12 protein-coding genes are annotated in these 19,466 nt (G+C 64.4%); 7 read left to right on the top strand and 5 right to left on the bottom strand.

Features of this window, described 5'->3' with window-relative positions; translation table 11 throughout:
- Positions 1–78: 78 nt before the first annotated feature.
- Positions 79–1,869, bottom strand: coding sequence for an acyl-CoA dehydrogenase (locus FJ973_RS21630; RefSeq protein ID WP_140557622.1), 1,791 nt, complete (start codon positions 1,867–1,869; stop codon positions 79–81).
- A 262-nt stretch (positions 1,870–2,131) separates the two neighbouring features.
- Positions 2,132–2,593 carry a MerR family DNA-binding transcriptional regulator gene (locus tag FJ973_RS21625; protein WP_140497287.1) on the bottom strand — a complete coding sequence of 154 codons (462 nt, stop codon included), beginning with the start codon at positions 2,591–2,593 and terminating at the stop codon, positions 2,132–2,134.
- A 446-nt stretch (positions 2,594–3,039) separates the two neighbouring features.
- On the opposite strand from FJ973_RS21625, the gene FJ973_RS21620 reads away from it, so the two are divergent.
- The 4 genes from FJ973_RS21620 (at position 3,040) to FJ973_RS21605 (ending at position 10,384) form a co-directional block, all read left to right on the top strand.
- Positions 3,040–7,044 carry a peptidoglycan-binding protein gene (locus FJ973_RS21620; RefSeq protein ID WP_140557620.1) on the top strand — a complete coding sequence of 1,335 codons (4,005 nt, stop codon included), beginning with the start codon at positions 3,040–3,042 and terminating at the stop codon, positions 7,042–7,044.
- Positions 7,045–7,236: 192 nt separating this feature from the next.
- Positions 7,237–8,160: a sulfite exporter TauE/SafE family protein gene (locus FJ973_RS21615; protein WP_140496679.1), complete on the top strand. Its 924-nt coding sequence runs from the start codon at positions 7,237–7,239 to the stop codon at positions 8,158–8,160.
- The gene (locus tag FJ973_RS21610) at positions 8,160–8,948 is read left to right on the top strand and encodes a TIGR02186 family protein (RefSeq protein WP_140496681.1); all 789 of its coding nucleotides are present in this window, start codon (positions 8,160–8,162) and stop codon (positions 8,946–8,948) included. The genes FJ973_RS21615 and FJ973_RS21610 overlap by 1 nt, the downstream gene beginning before the upstream one ends.
- Before the next feature lie 179 nt (positions 8,949–9,127).
- The gene (locus FJ973_RS21605; RefSeq protein WP_140513226.1) at positions 9,128–10,384 is read left to right on the top strand and encodes an Hsp70 family protein; all 1,257 of its coding nucleotides are present in this window, start codon (positions 9,128–9,130) and stop codon (positions 10,382–10,384) included.
- Between the two features lie 12 nt (positions 10,385–10,396).
- Here FJ973_RS21605 and FJ973_RS21600 read toward each other — a convergent pair whose 3' ends face one another.
- Entirely contained in the window at positions 10,397–11,299 is a 903-nt protein-coding gene (locus FJ973_RS21600) for a LysR family transcriptional regulator (protein ID WP_140557618.1), read from the bottom strand.
- 277 nt (positions 11,300–11,576) lie between these two features.
- Here FJ973_RS21600 and FJ973_RS21595 point away from each other — a divergent pair, with 277 nt between their 5' ends.
- Genes FJ973_RS21595 through FJ973_RS21585 form a run of 3 tightly spaced genes read left to right on the top strand, consistent with a single transcriptional unit; the run spans position 11,577 to position 16,179 of the window.
- A complete protein-coding gene (locus FJ973_RS21595; RefSeq protein ID WP_140557616.1) occupies positions 11,577–14,507 on the top strand; it encodes a molybdopterin oxidoreductase family protein in 2,931 nt (976 codons plus the stop codon).
- Positions 14,504–15,238, top strand: coding sequence for a 4Fe-4S dicluster domain-containing protein (locus FJ973_RS21590; protein WP_140557615.1), 735 nt, complete (start codon positions 14,504–14,506; stop codon positions 15,236–15,238). The genes FJ973_RS21595 and FJ973_RS21590 overlap by 4 nt, the downstream gene beginning before the upstream one ends.
- Before the next feature lie 5 nt (positions 15,239–15,243).
- Positions 15,244–16,179: a DmsC/YnfH family molybdoenzyme membrane anchor subunit gene (locus tag FJ973_RS21585; RefSeq protein ID WP_140523919.1), complete on the top strand. Its 936-nt coding sequence runs from the start codon at positions 15,244–15,246 to the stop codon at positions 16,177–16,179.
- A 5-nt stretch (positions 16,180–16,184) separates the two neighbouring features.
- Here the strand turns inward: FJ973_RS21585 and pdeM are convergent, their stop codons facing one another.
- Together pdeM and FJ973_RS21575 are read right to left on the bottom strand one after the other, a co-directional pair.
- Positions 16,185–16,901: a ligase-associated DNA damage response endonuclease PdeM gene (gene pdeM / locus FJ973_RS21580; RefSeq protein ID WP_140496693.1), complete on the bottom strand. Its 717-nt coding sequence runs from the start codon at positions 16,899–16,901 to the stop codon at positions 16,185–16,187.
- Positions 16,898–19,432 carry a ligase-associated DNA damage response DEXH box helicase gene (locus FJ973_RS21575; protein WP_140557613.1) on the bottom strand — a complete coding sequence of 845 codons (2,535 nt, stop codon included), beginning with the start codon at positions 19,430–19,432 and terminating at the stop codon, positions 16,898–16,900. The genes pdeM and FJ973_RS21575 overlap by 4 nt, the downstream gene beginning before the upstream one ends.
- Positions 19,433–19,466 lie beyond the last annotated feature (34 nt).

Below are 19,466 nucleotides of genomic sequence, written 5' to 3'. Positions count from 1 at the left end.
AAATTGAGATCCGCGCACTGTCGCGGCGACCCCTGCCGGCCCTTTGGGCCGCCCTCCCTCAAGGGAGAGGGACCATTTCTAGAACGCTTCCGCCGGCAGTGCCATCAACGTATCGGCGCCACTGGAGATGCGGGCGAGACGCGTCGCGGTTTCCGGCATGATCCGCTCCATGAAGAAGCGCGCCGTCACCAGCTTGTTGTCGTAGAAGGACGACGCGCCGTTGGCGCCCGCCTTGCCTTGGGCGGCCCTGGCCATCCGCGCCCACATATAGCCGAGCGCCACGAGGCCGAAGAGATGCATGTAGTCGGTGGAGGCGGCGCCGGCATTGTCGGGCTTGGCCATGCCGTTCTGCAGCAGCCACATGGTCGCCGTCTGAAGATCGTTGAGGCTCTTCTTCAATGCCTTGGTGAAGGGGGCCATCTTCTCGTCGGCGCGGTTCTCTTCACAGAACTCGCCGACTTCCTTGAAGAACGCCTGCACCGCGCGGCCGCCGTTCAGACCCAGCTTGCGGCCGACGAGGTCGAGCGCCTGGATGCCGTTGGCGCCTTCATAGATCATGGCGATGCGGGCATCGCGCACGAACTGGCTCATGCCGTGCTCTTCGATGTAGCCATGGCCGCCGAACACCTGCTGCGCCATCACGGCGTGATCGAAGCCCTTGTCGGTGAGCACGCCCTTCACCACCGGCGTCATCAGCCCTGTGTAGTCGTCGGCCGCCTGGCGGTCCTTGTCGTCGGCGGAGCGATGGGCGATGTCCGACTTGATCGCCGTCCACAGCGCCAGCGCGCGGCCGGCCTCGTTGAAGGCTCTCATGGTCATCAGGCTGCGGCGGATGTCGGGATGGACGATGATAGGATCGGCCTTCTTGTCCGGCGCCTTCGGCCCCGACAGCGAGCGGCCCTGCAAGCGGTCCTTGGCGTAGGCGACGGCGTTCTGGTAGGCAATCTCGGACAGCGAAAGCCCCTGCAGGCCGACGCCGAGCCGCGCCTCGTTCATCATCGTGAACATCGCCTTGAGACCGCCATTGGCCTCGCCCAGCAGCGTGCCTTGCGCCTCGTCATAATTCATGACGCAGGTCGAATTGCCGTGGATGCCCATCTTTTCCTCGATCGAACCGCAGGAGACGGTGTTCCTCTCATCGGGATTGCCAGAAGCATCGAGCTTGAGCTTCGGCACGATGAACAGCGAGATGCCCTTCACCCCTTCGGGCGCCCCCTCGATGCGGGCCAGCACCAAATGGACGATGTTGTCCGCCATGTCGTGCTCGCCGGCCGAGATGAATATCTTCTGGCCCGAGATCTTGTAAGTGCCGTCGCCATTCGGCACGGCCTTGGTGCGCAGCAGGCCCAGATCGGTACCGCAATGCGGCTCGGTCAGGTTCATGGTGCCGGTCCAGGCGCCCTCGACCATCTTCGGCAGCCATTTGGCTTTCTGCTCGTCGGTGCCATGGGTGATGATCGCCGCGATCGCGCCCTGCGTCAGGCCCGGATACATCATCAGCGACATATTGGCCGACACCATATACTCGGCCACGGCGGTATGCACGGCATAGGGCAGGCCCTGGCCGCCGAACTCGACGGGCGCCGCCAGCCCCATCCAGCCGCCTTCGCGATACTGATCGAAGGCTTCCTTGAAGCCCTTCGGCGTCGTCACCGAGCCATCGTCATGGCGCACACAGCCTTCCATGTCGCCGACACGGTTGAGCGGATGCATTACATTTTCCGCGAGCTTGGCGCCCTCGGCGAGGATCGCCTCCAGCACGTCGGGCGTTGCATCGGAAAAGCCGGGGAGATTGGAATAGCGCTGGTAGCCCAGCACCTCGTTGAGCACGAACAGTGTATCCTGCACCGGCGCCCTGTAGATCGGCATGCTCTTCTCCACCCTGCGGACCTGATCCGAAACCCCCGAATTCATGTCAGGCGGCATGCGGACCCGTGTTCAGCGGGAGATAACAAAAATTGACGTTTGCGTAAACGTCAATTCAGCCGATGCGACAAAATTTCTCCTGCACCGCAGCAAACCGCACGCGATGCAGTACATGTGTTGGAACCCTCAATGACAAAAGCCGCGTGGCGCTCGCCACACGGCTTTTTTCGATCATGGATGTTGCGCCGCAAGGCGGCGGCCCAAATCAGCCGGCGACGCTCGCCTGCGGCGCCGAGCGCTCGACCAGCATCTGCCGGACGGCAGCCATGGAGGTGCTCAACTCGCTGATGGCGTCATCGATGAGCGTGCGCTGCTTCTGGAGGCGGGCAAGCTGCTTCTCCGACTTGTCCAATGCCAGCCGCAACTGCTTGGTGTTGGAGCCGGTGGGATCATAGAGATCCATCATCTGCTTGACGTCGCGCAACGAGAACCCGACCTTGCGGCCGAGCAGGATCAGTTTCAGCCGAACCCTATCGCGGCGCGTGTAGAGGCGGGTTGAACCGTCGCGCTGCGGGTTGAGCAGGCCCTTGTCTTCGTAGAAACGCAGCGTGCGCAGCGTCACGCCGTATTTCTTGGCCATTTCGCCGATGCGGACGAGGTCCTCGCCGGAGTCAACGGATATAGTGTTGGTATTGGCCGCGGTCTCGCCGGCCGAGATAAGCTTCATGGTCACTGGCTTTCCCCGTCTGTGGCGTCGCGGTCCCGGACCAAGCGATGCCTGACTGAAAGCGGGGGCGTGCTTCCAGCCGTGGTTTCGACAAACAAATCGCAAACAGCACGCTTGATGCGCCTTTTACGTTTACGTCAATTCTATACCGATAGCCCTCTCATGACGCAAGGGCGTTGTGCGGGCGGCGCTTTATGCCGCAGCGGCCGGTTCACCGCGAACTTCGTCGCAACTTCTTAAGCTTGGTTAACGCGTTGTTTACCACGTTGGGCGAATTGTGCGCATGTCGGCTACCCGTGTTTATCCTGTATCGAATTTTTCACGGTTTTTCGGAGCGCGGGTGAACCCCGGGAAGCTTGTCTTCCACCGTGGTGCGGCCGCCTTCGTTCCGGCGAGGATTTGGGGAGCTGGTCGCAAACCGGCCAATCTGAAAGACGGACGCACCGATGAACAGCAAGCGGTCCTACCTCGACACACTCAACGCCGGCAGGCAGCGCAGGCCTCAGACCACGCTCGAGCAGTTGAACCGCTCGCTGGAGACGCTGGAACAGCGGCTGGAGAGGACGCGCGAGGATACGATGGCACGTCCCGATCCCCGCCAATATGGCGCCGAACCGCGCTATCCCGCAGCACAGCCTTCGGCTCAGCCGCGCTGGTACCAGGATCCGCAGCCCGCGCCGCATCCGCAGGCTCCGATGCCGGCGCCGGCCGTCGGCCAGAACTACCAGAACCTTGCCCGCGATATCGACCGCATCCGCGGCCAGGAAGACAGCGTTGCCATGGTCGGCAAGATCGCCGGCGAGCTGCGCGGCATGCGCGAGGAATTGCGCCACCAGATGACTGCCGGGCTGCAGAGCGAATTCGAGGCGCTGCGCAAGGACATCGACCGCGCACTGCTGGCAAACGCCAAGTCAGGCGCTTCGGGCAAGGGCAGCGCCGAACTTGGCCTCGAATTCGAGCGGCTTTCCGGCGCCATCAAGACGCTGTCGGAAAAAAGCGACGACAGAAGCGTCAACATGCTGCGGCTCGAACTCGAACAGGTCAAAGCCGCGCTCGACACGCTGGCGCGCGAGGAGAGCGTTCAGAAGGTCGACCGCCGCTGGGACGATTTCGATCGTCGCTGGACAGCCTTCGAGGACCGCGTCGACGCCGACCAGCGCAACCGCTCACCGGACCCCGCCATTTCGGGCCTGACCGATCGGCTGGAGCAGATCAGCAACGCCGTCAACAACCTGCCGGAATCGCTATCCCTGCGCTCGCTGGAGGAAAAGGTCCGCACGCTGGCCAGCGCCGTGGATCATTTCGCCAGCCAGCAGGACAATCGCGGCGGCAGCACGCTGGCCATGATCGACGAGCGGCTGGACGAGATCTCCCGCGCCATCGTCGCCTCGACCGTCGCGGCACAGGCCAATACGCTCGACCATGAAGCCTTCGAGCGCATCGAGAAACGGATCGATTCGCTCGCCCGGCAGATCGAGGAAGTGGCGCAGGACCACCCCGGCAACGCCGTCGTCGACCGGCTGAACACGCTGTCGAGCCGGGTCGACGAACTCGCCGGCCGCGCCGCCCTGCCCGAGCAGGCGATGGAACGGCTGGCCAAGCAGATCGCGCTCATCGCCGACAAGATCGACCGGGCGCCGGTCATGCCCGACGCCGACTATATCTTCCACGGGCTTGAGCAACGCTTCGACGTGCTGTCGTCGATGATGGAACGGCGCCAGGGCGACGCCATCGAACAGGGCAACATGCTGTTCCGCGACCTTGAGCGCCGACTGGACGAGGTTGCCGACCGGCTCGACCGGCGCATGCCGCAAGTCGACGGCGCCGGCATCATGGAAGCCATCGATGCCCGCTTCACGGCGCTCGCCAAGCGCATGGAAACACGCATTCCCGACCCCGCCGGCGAAGCCGCGATCCGTGGCCTGGAAAGCCGGCTCGAAGACATTTCGAGCCGCCTGGACTCGTCCGCCGCGCAAGTCGCCGGCATCGATCCGGCGCTGATCCGCAGCCTGGAGGCGCAAGTCGCCAGCCTGTCCGCCCACCTGTCCAGGCCCAGCGCACCGCTGCCGGAGTTCGAGGACATCAGCCCACGCCTCAATGAAATCGAGAAGGCGCTGGCGGGAACGCGCGACTCCATCCTTGGCGCGGCGCGCGAGGCGGCCGAGAACGCGGTGCGCTCGCTGGCCGGCTCGGGCGCCGACACGTCGGCGGTTTCCGGCCTTGCCCAGGACCTGAAGACGCTCGAGACGCTGACACGCCGTTCCGACGAGCGTAACTCGAGAACGTTCGAGGCCATCCACGACACGCTGCTCAAGATCGTCGACAGGCTGGGTTCGCTGGAACCAGGCGAACCGTCCGAGGCGATGAGCGAGCTCCTGGACGCACGCCCGGATGAAGCGATCGGCAAGCGCCGTGGGCGAGCCGGCAAGATGGCCGTGGACGCTCCGTCGATGGATATCGACGAGCCCATGCCGCTGACAGGGGACATGGCCGATCTCGACGGCCGCGCCGCCGCGATCATGCGCAGCCAGCCCGCTTCGCCACGCGGGCCGGGTGCGCGCTCGCCCGCGGAGGCGGCGGCCGCCGCCGCCATGGCCGCGCTTGGTTCCGATCCGATCGCCGGGAAGGGCGAGCCGGCAAGCCGCCGCAAATCGATGTTGGGCGGCCTGGCGCGCGCCTTCAAGGGCAAGAAGGAAGCAGACGTTCCGCCGCTGGCGGGCTCGATGCCGGGTCCGGAAATCCCGAGCGTCGACCTCGACGAGCCGCTCGACCCGAAAATGGCCAATCGGCCACTGGAGCCCGGCTCCGGCGCGCCCGACCTCAACGCCATCATGAAGCGCGTGCGCGACGAGCGCGGGCAACCGGCGAAGCTCAGCGACAGCGATGCCGCAAAATCGGACTTCATCGCGGCTGCCCGCCGCGCGGCGCAGGCCGCCGCCGCCGAGGCCGACGCCTTGAAGCGCCAGTCGACGATGAAGGGACCGGTGAAGGCGCTCAGGATCGGCGACCTGCTCAAGGCGCGGCGCAAGCCGATTCTGATGGCGGCCGCTGCGATCATGCTGGCGCTTGCCGGCCTGCAGCTTGGCAAGGCGTTCCTCGCCGATCCCGCCCAGGTGGCAAGCAATGATGCGCCGGCCGTTGCCTCGCAACCGCTGGAAACCGCATTCGTCGACGCTGCGAGCCCGCCCAGGCCGAAAACCCAGTTGGCGGCAGCGAACAGCGAACCGGCCCGTGAGGTCAGGCAGGCCGAGCCCTCCGCTCCGGCGGTCAAGGACGACATGGTGGCGCAGACCGCGCTCGCCATGCCGTCGGACGGCGATGGGCCGACGAACGCTGGCCCGACGGCGGAGCGGGCTCCGACGGCGATGGCTCCCGTCATGCCTGCCGGCGCGGGTGCGGCAGGCTCCGACGCGATGGCTTCGGCAGAACCCATTTCCGCCGGTCCAGCGGCTCCTTCTTCTCCGGCACCTTCCGCTGCTGCCGGCGGAACGCAAACGACGGACAGCGGTATCCAACCGACAGTGGCTGCACCGGCCATGGCCAATGACAGCACCGGCGCCGTCGTGCCCGCCGGCGCTCCCGCGGCCCCGGCCAAATTCGACATTCCCGCCGATGCAGGCCCGGTCGCCCTGCGCGACGCCGCAGCCACCGGCGACGCCAAGGCGCTGTTCGAGATCGGCTCGCGCTATTCCGAGGCGCGCGGCGTCAAGGAAGACATGGCGGCCGCGGCCAAATGGTATGAAAAGTCCGCGGAACTCGGCTTCGCTCCGGCCGAGTATCGCATCGGCAATTTCTACGAGAAGGGCATCGGCGTCCCGCGCGACATCAAGAAGTCGAAGACCTGGTACCAGCTCGCCGCCGAGCAGGGCAACGCCAGCGCAATGCACAATCTGGCAGTGCTGTTCGCCATGGCCGCGGACGGCGTGACCGACAATGAATCGGCCGCGCACTGGTTCCAGGAGGCCGCCGATCTCGGCGTGAAGGACAGCCAGTTCAATCTCGGCATCCTCGCCGCCAAGGGCGTCGGCATGAAGCAGAACCTGGAGGAGTCCTACAAATGGTTCGCGCTCGTCGCCAAGACCGGCGACAAGGACGCTGCCGCCAAGCGCGACGAGATCGCCAACGCGCTGCGTCCCGAGCAACTCGAGCGCGCCCGCGCCGCCACCGAATTGTGGAAGGCCAAGCCGCTCGATCAGGCCGCCAATTCGGCCGACATTCCCGAATCCTGGCAAGATGGCACACCGCAGACCACGGCCAGCATCGATATGAAGAAGGCGGTCAAGAATATCCAACTTATCCTCAACAAGAACGGCTACGACGCCGGCGGCGCCGACGGCGTGATGGGCGCGAAGACCAAGAACGCGATCGTCGCGTTCCAGACCGACAACAAGCTGCCTGCGACCGGTGCGGTCGACGAAAAGCTGGTCAAGGCGTTGCTGGCGCGCAAATAGCGGCAGGAGCGTCGTATCCGCGACGCCCCTGCCACACATTTGCCTGTTAACTGCTTGAGATGTTTTTTGTTTCGGCGCGGCGGCGGGGTTTGACCCGGCCGCCGCTTCGGCGCAAGGAAAAATTGGCTTTTCGGTGCGATACTATCCGCAACGGCGGTATTCGCCGACTGGCAAACTGATCGAGACCGACGGGTGGGCATCTATCTCCCGATTGCGGAAATTTCCGTCAACGTCTTCGTGCTGCTGGCCATGGGCGCTGCGGTGGGCTTTCTGTCGGGCATGTTCGGCGTCGGCGGCGGTTTTCTCATCACGCCGCTCCTGATCTTCTACAACATCCCACCGGCAATCGCGGTGGCGACCGGCGCCAACCAGGTCATCGCCTCATCCTTCTCCGGCGCGCTGTCGCATATGAAGCGCGGCACGCTCGACTTCAAGCTCGGCGGGGTGCTGCTTGCCGGCGGCATCGTCGGCTCCACCGGCGGCATCTATGTCTTCGCTTTCCTGCGCAGGCTGGGACAGCTCGACCTGTTCATCTCGCTGCTCTATGTCGTGCTTCTGGGCACCGTCGGCGGGCTGATGCTGGTCGAAAGCATCAATGCGCTGCGCGCCACGCGCAGCGGCGCGGCACCGGTGCTGAAGAAATCCGGCCAGCACAACTGGATCCACCGCCTGCCGCTGAAGATGCGATTCAGGGCCTCGAAGCTGTTTGTCAGCGTCATCCCAGTGCTTGGGCTGGGCGCGGCCATCGGCTTCCTGTCGTCTATCATGGGTGTCGGCGGCGGCTTCATCATGGTGCCGGCTCTGATCTATCTCCTGAAAGTGCCGACCAACGTCGTCATCGGCACCTCGCTGTTCCAGATCATCTTTACCTCGGCCTACACCACTCTGGTCCACGCCACCACCAATCAGACGGTCGACGTGATGCTGGCCTTTCTTTTGATGGCCGGTGGTGTCGCCGGCGCGCAATATGGCGCCAAGGCCGGCCAGCGGCTGCGCGGCGAGCAGTTGAGAGCGCTGCTGGCGATGCTGGTGCTGGCGGTGGCGATAAGGCTTGCCATCGACCTCTTCGTCACGCCGCCCAATCTTTATTCGCTGTCCGGCGCGGGCTTCAACTGATGAATGGCCTGAAAGCGCTCGCAACCGCCGCTCTTCTGTCATTGATCGCCGCCGCACCCGCGAAGGCGCAGACGCCGCCGACCGAAAGCATCCAGATCGGCCTTTCCACCGACAAAGTCTCGATCACCGCCGGCTTTTCCGGGGCCGACCTGACCATTTTCGGCTCGCTGGAAAATCCTGATCCGCTGGTGGCGCGCCAAGGCCGCTACGACATCATCGTCGTGCTCGAAGGTCCACCCAAGCCGGTGGTGGTGCGCCGCAAGGACCGGGTGCTCGGCGTCTGGGTCAACCTGGAATCCGAGACCTTCGAAAACGTGCCGGTGTCCTATTCGGTGGCGACGACGCGGCCGTTGCAGGACATCACCGAGCCGAACAGCTACAGGCAATTGTCGCTCGGCGCCTCCAATCTCTACATGCAGCCGGCCGATGCCGGCGACAGCCCGGCCACGATCGAGGAATTCACCGCGGCGTTGCGCGAACGCAAGGCCGCGACCGGTCTCTACAGCGAGAATGTCGGCGGCGTGCAGTTCCTGTCACAGAACCTGTTCCGCGCCACGGTGCGGCTGGCGCCGAACGTTCCGGTCGGCACCCACAAGGCGCGCGCGTTCCTGTTCAAGAGCGGCCTGTTCATCAAGGAGAGCTCGGCCCAGCTCGAGATCCGCAAATCCGGTTTCGAACAGTCGATCTTCCGTGTCGCCCACGACTATTCCTTCCTCTACGGCGTCTTCGCCATATCGCTGGCCATGGTGACGGGCTGGCTCGGAAGGTTGATCTTCCGCAAGGACTAAAGCGGCTACAAAGGGGTTTTCCTTTCCCGGATCATGCTATAGACCGCCACCTCCCGGTCTACCGGGCAACACGCACAATTCAATTCGGCAGAGCGGTCCGATCACCCCGGACGACAGAGAGCGCACGCTTCACAGACGGCGCCGAACCGCTGCTTTAGCAGAGATGACAGGAGGCTGCGATGCGACCAGCATTCGCCGGCATCGATTTTGGCACTTCCAACTCCACCGTGGGCGTGGTCAGGAGCGGCCAGCCGCACCTCGTCGCGCTGGAAGGCGGCGAGGTCACGCTGCCAAGCGCCGTGTTCTTCAACTTCGAGGACAACCGTACCTGTTTCGGCCGCCACGCAATCGCCAATTACACCGACAGCGTCGAAGGTCGGCTGATGCGCTCGCTGAAGAGCGTGCTCGGCAGCGCGCTCGCGCAGGAAAAGACGCGCATCAAGGCGCGATCGATCGGCTTCATGGAGATCGTCGGCCTGTTCCTCGGCCATCTGCGAAAAAGACTGGAGGACGATGCCGGCGGCGCCGTCGAGAGCGTGGTACTCGGCCGGCCGGTGCAGTTCGTCGACGACGACGCCGAGGCCGATGCCAGGGCACAAAGCGAGCTCGAAGGAGCCGCCCGCGCCCAGGGCTTCAAGCATATCGCCTTCCAGTTCGAACCGATCGCGGCGGCCCTCGACTACGAGCAGAAGGTGACGCGCGAGGAACTGGCGCTGATCATCGACATGGGTGGCGGCACGTCGGACTTCTCGATCGTAAGGGTCTCGCCGCAGCGTGCCCGCTCGCTTGACCGCAAGGACGATATCCTGGCCAGCCGCGGCATCCATATCGGCGGCACCGACTTCGACCGATTGCTCAGCATCGCGCATGTGATGCCGGAACTCGGCTACCTCAGCCCGACCAAGGACGGCAAGCGCAACCTGCCGGCCAGCTACTTCATCGATCTTGCCACATGGCAACGCATCAACCTGGTCTACACGGCCAAGGCGATGACGCATCTGCGCCAGATCCGCTACGAGGCCGAGCGCGCCGATCTCGTCGACCGCTTCATCCATATCGTCGAGCACCGGTACGGGCACGCGCTGGCCGCTCTTGTCGAAAGGGCCAAGATCGAGCTGACCGACAAGGTCTCGGCCGATGTCGAGGTGAGGCTGCCGGAAGTCCAGTTCGCCGCCGAGATCACCCGAAAGGCGCTGGACGCCACGATCGCCAGGGACATCGAGCGCGTTGCCGCCACGGTCGGCCAGACCATCGGCGACGCCGGGGTCAAGTCGTCCGACATCACCGCCGTGTTCCTGACCGGAGGATCCACCGCGATCCCGCTGGCGAGACAAAAAATCCTGTCGCTGATGCCTCAGGCTTCGGTCATCGAGGGCGATATGTTCGGCTCGGTCGGACTTGGCCTTTCGCTGGACGCGCAGCGCAAGTTCGGCTGATATCCGGACAATTCACGAACGCGCGGACGCCTTCTCGTCGGCCCCCAAATGCGCCTTGAGCGCCATCTGGGCCAAGCTTGCCTGGCGGTCGCGATGTGTAATCATGGCGAAGTCGCGTTTCGGCAGTTCGAGCGGCACGGACCGCAGGCTGCCTTCGGCGACGGCGCGTCCGACGACGAGCTCCGAAATGATGGTGGCGCCGGCACCGGCCTCGACCGCCTGGCGAACCGCCTCGTTGCTCGGCAGCACCAGAAATATCTGCAGGTCGTCAAGCGAAATCCCTTCGCGGCGCGCCAGATCCTCCAGCACCTCCCGCGTGCCGGAACCGCCCTCGCGGATGATCCAGCGCAGCCCTTTTATGTCGGGGCGGCCCGGCGCGATTTCGGCGATCTCGGGATGAGAACCGGCAACCACCAGCATCAACCGGTCGATATCGACCTTGGCGCGGCGCAATATGTCGGACTCGGTGCGCCCCTCGACCAGGCCGAGATCGGCGGTTCCATCCAGCACGCTGGCTTCGACCTGCCTGGTGTTGCCTATGCTGACGCTCAGCCTGACCGCAGGATAGGCTTCGTGGAAGGACGCCAGCCGGCGCGGCAGCCAATAGCTGGCGATCGTCAGGCTGGCGGCGATGGAGAGGCTGCCGGCAACCGTCTGCGAGACATGTTCCAGCACATTGCGTGCGGCGGCGGCTCGTTCCAGTACGGCCTTGGCTTCTGGCAGGAACCGGTGACCGGTCTGGGCAAGCTCGATGTTGCGGCCGACGCGGTTGAACAGATGGACGCCATGCTGCTCCTCAATCGCGCGGATGGCGGCCGACGCGGCCGATTGGGAGATGCCCAGCAGCTCCGCCGCCTTGGTCATGTGGCCGCGCTCGGCGACGGCGACAAATATCCGCAACTGGTCAAGTGTCATAAGGCATTAAGAACCAATATCGATCGAATTTACAAGAACAACTGATTAGACGGGTTGATAGCTTTATTCTAAGTTTTCAATCGAAGTTAGAAAAAATTCGCTACCGATTGACAGAGAATGAAATGATCGGGCGGTTCGAGTCCCTGTTCGCGCACTGGACCCGCGGCCTGCGGCGGCGGCTGGCCGGCGATCACTATCATCCGGAAGAGCATTACATGCGCGGTCCCGGGCCGAAAACCAGGGCCAAAGCCGCGAACCGCAGAAGCGCTCGGGGATCATGACCCAAGGATCTCCGCGCGGCGCGAATTCCGCCCCGTCCCAACGCCCGCTCGCCGACACGAACGCACCCGACGAGAACGATGGCGTCGACACCTCGCCCGCCGTCTCCGACCGCATCGCCAAGACCACATGCTATATGTGCGCCTGCCGCTGCGGCATCGACGTGCACATCAAGGACGGCAAGGTCCGCTACATCAACGGCAACAAGGATCATCCGGTCAATCGCGGCGTGATCTGCGGTAAGGGCAGCTCCGGCATCATGCAGCATTACAGCCCTGCCCGGCTGAAAAAGCCGCTGCTGCGCACCGGCTCGCGCGGCTCGGGAGAATTCCGCGAGATCGAGTGGGAAGAAGCGCTGACGATCGCCGCGGAGCGGCTTTCGTCCATCCGCCGCAGCGACCCGAAGAAGCTCGCCTTCTTTACCGGCCGCGACCAATCGCAATCCCTGACCGGCTGGTGGGCAAGCCAGTTCGGCACGCCGAACTTCGCCGCGCATGGCGGTTTCTGTTCGGTGAACATGGCCGCAGGCGGGCTTTATACGATCGGCGGCTCGTTCTGGGAGTTCGGCGAACCCGACTGGGACAATACCCGGTATTTCATGCTTTTCGGCGTCGCCGAGGACCATGATTCCAACCCGATCAAGATCGGCCTCGGCAAGCTGAAGGCGCGCGGCGCCAAGGTGGTGTCGATCAACCCATGTCGCACTGGCTACAACGCCATCGCCGACGACTGGATCGGCATCCGGCCGGGCACCGACGGCCTGTTCGTGTTCGCCCTCATCCACGAGCTCTTGAAGGCAGGCCGCGTCGATCTCGACTATCTCCTGCGCTACACCAACGCCCATGTGCTCGTCATCCAGGATCCGGGTGCGGCCGATGACGGGCTGTTTGTCCGCGACAGCGCCGGCAACCCGCTCGCCTGGGACAGGGTGGCGAAGGTGCCTGTCCGCGCCACCGACGCCAGCGCCAAACCGGCATTGACCGGCAGCTTCACCGTCGACGGTCGTCGCTGCGTTCCGGTGTTCCAGCTGATCGCCGATCGATACCTCAATGAGAGCTATTCGCCCGATGCGGTCGCGGAGCGCTGCGGCATTGCCGCCGATACGATCCGCAGGATCGCCGCCGAGCTCGCTCATGTCGCCTTTGAGCAGACGATCGAACTGCCGGTGGCGTGGACCGACTGGGCCGGCCGCCGCCACGAGACGATTAGGGGACGGCCCGTGTCGATGCACGCGATGCGCGGCATCTCAGCCCATTCCAACGGTTTTCATTCTTGCCGCGCCATTCACCTGCTGCAAGTGCTGCTCGGAACGGTGGACGTCCCGGGCGGCTTCCGCTTCAAACCGCCTTATCCGCGTTGCGCGCCGCCAGGACCGAAGCCTGCCGGCAAGAACGTCCGGCCGATGACGCCACTGGACGGCATGCCGCTCGGCTTCGTCTGCGGGCCTGACGACCTTCTGGTCGATGAGGCAGGCGTGCCGATCCGCATAGACAAGGCCTATTCCTGGGAGGCGCCGCTCGCTGCGCACGGCTTGATGCACACCGTCATCCGCAACGCCTGGGCCGGCGATCCATACAAGATCGACACGCTGATGATGTACATGTCGAACATGGCCTGGAATTCCTCGATGAACACCGTCGAGACGATTCGTATGCTGACCGACCTCGACGAGGCGGGCAATTACAAGATCCCTTTCATCATCTATTCCGACGCCTATTATTCCGAGACCGTGCCGTTCGCTGACCTCGTGCTGCCCGACACAACCTATCTCGAACGGCACGACTGCATCAGCCTGCTCGACCGGCCGATCAGCCATGCCGACGGACCGGGCGATGCTATACGCCATCCCGTGGTCGAGCCGGACCGGGACGTGCGCCCGTTCCAATCGGTGCTGATCGAGCTCGGCGCGCGCCTCGGCCTGCCGGGTTTCGTCAGAGAAGACGGGGCGGCCAAATATGCCGACTATGCCGACTACATCGTCAATCACGAGCGCACGCCCGGTATCGGCCCGCTTGCCGGCTGGCGCGGCAAGGACGGCAATTCGACCGGCAAGGGCGAGCCAAACCCGGACCAGTTGCAGCGCTACATCGACAATGGCGGCTTCTGGCACCACGATTTCGCTGAGGACCAGCGCTACTACAAGATGGCCAACCGGTCCTATCTCGATTTCGCGGTGCAGATGGGCTTCATCCCGAAGGCCGAACCAGTCGTCTTCCAGCTCTATTCCGAACCCTTGCAGCGCTTTCGTCTTGCCGCGCGCGGCCATGGTCGGGCCGTGCCGCCCGAGAGCGAACGCCAGCGCATCGAGACCTACATGGACCCGCTACCCTTCTGGTACGTGCCGTTCGAGGAAGCGGCCGTCGACCAGCAGAAATATCCGTTGCATGCGCTGACGCAGCGGCCGATGCACATGTACCATTCCTGGGGTTCGCAGAATGCGTGGCTGAGGCAGATCACCAGCCAAAACCGGCTGTTCGTGCATGAGAGGACCGCCGCAGGTCTCGGCCTTGCCGACGACGACTGGGTGTGGATCGAAAGCATCAATGGCAAGGTCAAGGGACAGATCAAGCTGGTCGAGGGCGTGAACGAAAGCACGGTCTGGACCTGGAACGCCATCGGCAAAAGGCGCGGCAGCTGGGGGCTGAAGGACGATGCCGCCGAGAGCAATCGCGGCTTCCTGCTCAACCACATCATCGGCGACCAGACCACGGCAGACACCAACGGCAGGCGGTATTCGAATTCCGATCCGGTGACCGGCCAGGCGGCATGGTTCGATCTCAAGGTGCGCATCGTCAAATGCGCGGCGGAGGAAGCCGGTTTCACCGAGCCGCAATTCGAGCGTTTCCACCAGCCGCCGCAATTCCAGCCATCGCCGGACACACTTCGCTTTGGCGCCGAATTCCGCATGAACAGGGAAGCCGCCAAATGACCTGCGTCCCCGCCCACACGGGCAAAAAACTAGGCCTGGTCATAGACCTCGACACCTGCGTCGGTTGTCAGGCCTGCGTCACCGCCTGCAAGGAATGGAACACCGGCGGCCACATGGCGCCGCTGACCGACATCGACCCCTATGGCGGCCATGTCGACGGCGTCTGGTTCAATCGCGTGCACAGCTACGAGCACACCACCGGGATGGGCGGCCGCACGGTGAACTTCCCGCGCTCGTGCCTGCATTGCGAGACGCCGGCCTGCGTCACTGTGTGTCCGACCGGCGCCTCCTACAAACGAGCCTCGGACGGCATCGTGCTGGTCGATGAGGACAAGTGCATCGGCTGCAAGCTATGCAGTTGGGCCTGCCCCTATGGCGCGCGCGAATTCGACACCGATGTCGGCGTGATGAAGAAATGCACGCTCTGCGTCGACCGCATCTACAATGACAATCTGGCCGAGGAGGACCGCGTGCCGGCCTGCGTCGCGGCCTGTCCGACCAGCGCACGGCATTTCGGCGATCTCGGCGACCCCGCCTCGGCGGTGTCGCAACTGGTTGAGGAGCGTGGCGGCGTCGACCTGATGCCGGAACTCGGCTACCGCCCGACCAACAAATACCTGCCGCCGCGCGCGCATACCGAACGCGCCGCAAAGATTTCTGCGCCAACCCTGGAGCCGGTGAGGGCCGAGGGTGGGTTCCTCGGCTGGGTCGACCGCATGCTCTCGAACTAAACCCCATGCATCCAGCCTTCTCGGTCGTCTTCTTCACCACCGCCGCCGGCGCCGGCTACGGCCTGCTGGCGCTGCTCGGCGTGCTGGCGCCACTTGGCGTCATCGCACCCGATTTCTGGCTGGGCTTCATCGGCATGGGACTGGCGCTCGGGCTGATCACCGCCGGCCTGTTGTCCTCGACCGGACATCTCGGCCGCCCCGAACGCGCCTGGCGTGCGTTCTCGCAATGGCGCAGTTCCTGGCTGTCGCGCGAAGGCGTCGCCTCGGTCGCCACCTTCGTCCCGGCCGGACTGTTCGGCATTGGCTGGGTCATTCTTGGCCGCACCGATGGCTGGGTCGCCGCCGCCGGACTTCTGGCAACGATCGGCGCCGTCATCACCGTCTGCATGACCGGCATGATCTATGCCTCGCTGAAACCCATCGCTCAGTGGCACAGCCCTTACACCTTGCCCGGCTATCTCATTTTCTCGGCTATGAGCGGCAGTGTGCTTCTGGCCGCGCTATGCCAAGGCTTTGCCGTCGGTTCCAAAATGCTTCTGGCAGCCTGCGTACTGCTGACCCTGCTCGGTTGGGCCTGGAAGCTTGCGACCTGGCGGTACAACGACCAATTGGAAATCCCCACCAACGCCAACACCGCAACCGGGCTTGCCGGGGGGACGGTTAGATCGCTGGAATGGCCGCATACCGAGGAAAATTATTTGCTCAAGGAAATGGGTTTTCGCATCGCGCGCAAGCACAGCGCAAAGCTGCGGCGGATCACCCAGCTCCTGGGTTTCGCGCTGCCCGCCTTGCTGCTGATTACGGCCTTCGCCTTGCCGTCACCTTTCGCGGCGCTCGCATCGGTGTTCGCCGCGGTCGCACAGTTTGTCGGCATGCTGGTCGAACGTTGGCTGTTCTTCGCCGAAGCGAAGCACACGGTCACTCTCTACTACGGGAAATAGCGGCTTCAGCCGGGTCGCAGCATCGAGCCTGAAATCGCAAAGATGCGGTCCGTGCCGAGCATATACGCCATCAGCGATTCCAGGCGGAACAGGCCGGCATAGGCGCGGTCGAGCACGTTGAGTGAGCCGGTATAGGCGCCGAAGGCGGGCATGATCATGCGGCCGCCATCGCCGGCGAAGCAGCGCCGCCGCACCGAACGGCCCTGCTGGACGATGCGGGCGCAGGGATGGAGATGGCCCGATATCTCGCCCTCGACGCGCAGCTTCGACGGCTCGTGCCGGAACAGCAACGAGCCGATGGCGAGTTCGCGCACCGTATCGCCCGGCAGGTCGGCCGGCGCCTCCGGGTCATGGTTGCCGGCCACCCAGAACCAGTCGCGGCCCGCCATCAGCGCCTCCAGCCGTTCGCGGAAACTTCGATGCATGCGCTCGGCGCCGCCGCCATCATGGAAGGAATCGCCCAGGCTGATGACGATTGCCGGCTGGTAGTCTGAGATGACGGCCTGCAATCGCAGCAAGGTCGCGCCGGTGTCATAGGGCGGGAGCAGCATGCCGCGCCTTGCCAGCGATGAGCCTTTTTCCAGATGCAGATCGGAAACGGCCAGAAGCTTGAGCTCGGGAAAGTAGAGCACGCCGCGCGGATCGCAGACCGCACGTTCGCCGGCGATGCCGACCAGATCGGCGTCGGCGATCAACGATGCACGCGCCAGCGAAAAATTCATTCCTCAGCCATCTCCGGCCCCATGGCTTCCTCAACCAGCGTGGCCGCATCCATCAGCAGCGTTTCATCGGCTTCGCCGTGCACCGGCATCTTGCCGATCTCGAGCATGATCGGCACGGCGAGCGGCGATATCTGTTCGAGGTTCTTATGCATGATTCGACCTTGAATGCGCGAGAGCATGTCCGCAAGTCTGCTGACATCGAGCAGGCCCGCCGCCGCGTCCGCGCGCGTCGCCTGGAGCAATATGTGATCCGGCTCATGGCTGCGCAGGACGTCATAAATAAGGTCTGTCGAGACAGTCACCTGACGGCCACTCTTCTCCTTGCCGGGATGACGCTTTTCGATCAGCCCTGAAATCAGCGCGCAATTGCGAAAAGTGCGCTTGAGAAGCCAGCTGTCTGCCAGCCAGGCCTCGAGATCGTCGCCAAGCATGTCCTCATCGAAAAGCGCGCCGAGCGAGGGTTTTCCGGCTTTGAACATCGCCCCCATGTCGCCCAGCGACCAAATGGCCAAGGCATAGTCGGTGGCGACGAAGCCAAGCGGCCTGGCGCCCGTCCTGTCCAGACGGCGGGTAAGCAGCATGCCGAGCGTCTGGTGGGCCAGCCTGCCCTCGAAGGGGTAGGCGACCAGATAGTGGCGGTTGCCGCGCGGAAAGGTCTCGATCAGCAGGTCATCGCGTTTGGGCAGCACCGATTTGTCGACCTGGAAGCGCAGCCAGTCGGCCACCTGCTCGGGCAGTTTCTTCCACCGCTGCGGATCGTCCAGCATGGCGCGGACCTGTTCGGCGAGATAGGTCGAAAGCGGGAACTTGCCGCCGCCATAGTAAGGCACCTTCGCATCGCTGCCGGGCGCGTTCGAGACGAAGCACTCATTCTCGCGAATGCCTTCGAAGCGAAGAACTTTGCCGGCGAACATGAAGGTGTCGCCATGCGTCAGCGTCTCGAGGAAAGCCTCCTCGATCTTGCCTAAAACCCTGCCGCCGCGCGACACGGAACCCTTGCTGCCGGCCTGGACATAACGCACGTTGAGCGCCGGCACCTCGATGATAGTGCCGACGTTCAGCCTGTATTGCTGGGCCACGCGCGGATTGGATACCCGCCACAATCCCTCCTTGTTGAGGCGGATGCGGGCGTATCGCTCATAGCTCTTCAAGGCGTAGCCACCCGTGGCGACGAAATCGACGACGCGGTCGAATGTCGGCCGATCGAGGCCGGCATAGGGGGCCGCCGACCGCACCTCCTCGTAAAGATCATCCGCGCGGAACGGTGCGCCGCAGGCGCAGCCAAGGACATGTTGCGCCAGCACGTCGAGCCCGCCATCGACCAGTGGAGGCGTATCCTGCGCGCCGAGATAGTTGGCGTCCAGCGCTGCCCGGCATTCGAGCACCTCGAAGCGGTTGGCCGGGATGAGGATGGCTTTGGACGGTTCGTCCATGCGGTGGTTGGCGCGGCCGATGCGCTGTGCCAGCCGGCTCGCTCCTTTCGGTGCGCCGACATGCACGACGAGGTCGACGTCGCCCCAGTCGATGCCGAGGTCGAGCGTCGAGGTGGCGACGATGGCGCGCAGCGCATTGTCGCCCATCGCCTTCTCGACCCGCCGCCGCTGCGCGACATCGAGCGATCCGTGATGCAGCGCGATCGGCAAGGTATCTTCGTTGACGCGCCACAATTCCTGGAACAGCAACTCCGCCTGGCTGCGCGTATTGACGAACAGCAGGGTCGTCTTGTGGCGCTTGATCTCGCGGTAGATCTCGGGCGTCGCGTAGCGGGCCGAATGTCCGGCCCAGGGCACGCGCTCTTCCGAGTCAAGGATGGATATTTCGGGCTTTGCGCCGCCGGTAACGACGATCAGTTCGGCCATATCGCCGGGTGGATTCTGGCCGACCAGCCAGCGGCGCAATTCGTCCGGTTCGGCCACCGTGGCGGAAAGTCCGATGGTCTGAACCTCGGGCATGAACTGGCGCAGCCGCGCCAGACCAAGCGCTAGGAGATGACCGCGCTTCGAAATCACCAGCGAATGCAACTCGTCGAGCACGACATAGCGCAGGTCTTCGAAGAAACGCCTGGCATCGGGTGCCGCGATCAGCAGCGCAAGCTGCTCGGGCGTGGTGAGCAGGATGTCGGGCGGCACCAGCTTCTGCCGCTGGCGCTTGTACGCCGGCGTGTCGCCGGTGCGGGTCTCGATGGTGAGGGAGAGCCCGATCTCCTCCACCGGTTTGCCGAGGTTGCGCTCGATGTCGACAGCCAGCGCCTTCAGCGGCGAGATGTAGAGCGTGTGGATGCCGCGGCGGGCCTGTCCCGGTTTTCGCCTGGCCCTGACGGCCAGTTCGGTCAGCGAAGGCAGGAACCCGGCCAGCGTCTTGCCGGCGCCGGTTGGTGCAATCAGCAGCACCGACTGCCCTGCTTGAGCCCTCGCCAGCAATTCGATCTGGTGGGCGCGCGGCGACCAGCCTTTCTCGCCAAACCATCTCAGGAATGGCTCGGGCAGGACAACGGCGGCATTCTGGTCGGCAAGGCGCGGCTTCTCTGTCACGCGTCAGAGGTAGCGCGACGGCGTGCGAACGCCA

It is taken from the genome of Mesorhizobium sp. B2-1-3 (genome assembly GCF_006442495.1).
Lineage (GTDB): Bacteria > Pseudomonadota > Alphaproteobacteria > Rhizobiales > Rhizobiaceae > Mesorhizobium.
Note: the sequence above shows the minus strand (reverse complement) of the source record. Positions and strands in the feature narration are given on the sequence as shown.

Excerpts from the sequence above, each read along its gene's own strand:
- FJ973_RS21610 (WP_140496681.1), top strand. The coding sequence starts at position 8,160 with ATGAATGGCCTGAAAGCGCTCGCAACCGCCGCTCTTCTGTCATTGATC.
- FJ973_RS21585 (WP_140523919.1), top strand. The coding sequence starts at position 15,244 with ATGCATCCAGCCTTCTCGGTCGTCTTCTTCACCACCGCCGCCGGCGCC.
- FJ973_RS21595 (WP_140557616.1), top strand. The coding sequence starts at position 11,577 with ATGACCCAAGGATCTCCGCGCGGCGCGAATTCCGCCCCGTCCCAACGC.
- FJ973_RS21590 (WP_140557615.1), top strand. The coding sequence starts at position 14,504 with ATGACCTGCGTCCCCGCCCACACGGGCAAAAAACTAGGCCTGGTCATA.
- FJ973_RS21600 (WP_140557618.1), bottom strand. The coding sequence starts at position 11,299 with ATGACACTTGACCAGTTGCGGATATTTGTCGCCGTCGCCGAGCGCGGC.
- FJ973_RS21625 (WP_140497287.1), bottom strand. The coding sequence starts at position 2,593 with ATGAAGCTTATCTCGGCCGGCGAGACCGCGGCCAATACCAACACTATA.
- pdeM (WP_140496693.1), bottom strand. The coding sequence starts at position 16,901 with ATGAATTTTTCGCTGGCGCGTGCATCGTTGATCGCCGACGCCGATCTG.
- FJ973_RS21605 (WP_140513226.1), top strand. The coding sequence starts at position 9,128 with ATGCGACCAGCATTCGCCGGCATCGATTTTGGCACTTCCAACTCCACC.
- FJ973_RS21620 (WP_140557620.1), top strand. The coding sequence starts at position 3,040 with ATGAACAGCAAGCGGTCCTACCTCGACACACTCAACGCCGGCAGGCAG.
- FJ973_RS21630 (WP_140557622.1), bottom strand. The coding sequence starts at position 1,869 with ATGCCGATCTACAGGGCGCCGGTGCAGGATACACTGTTCGTGCTCAAC.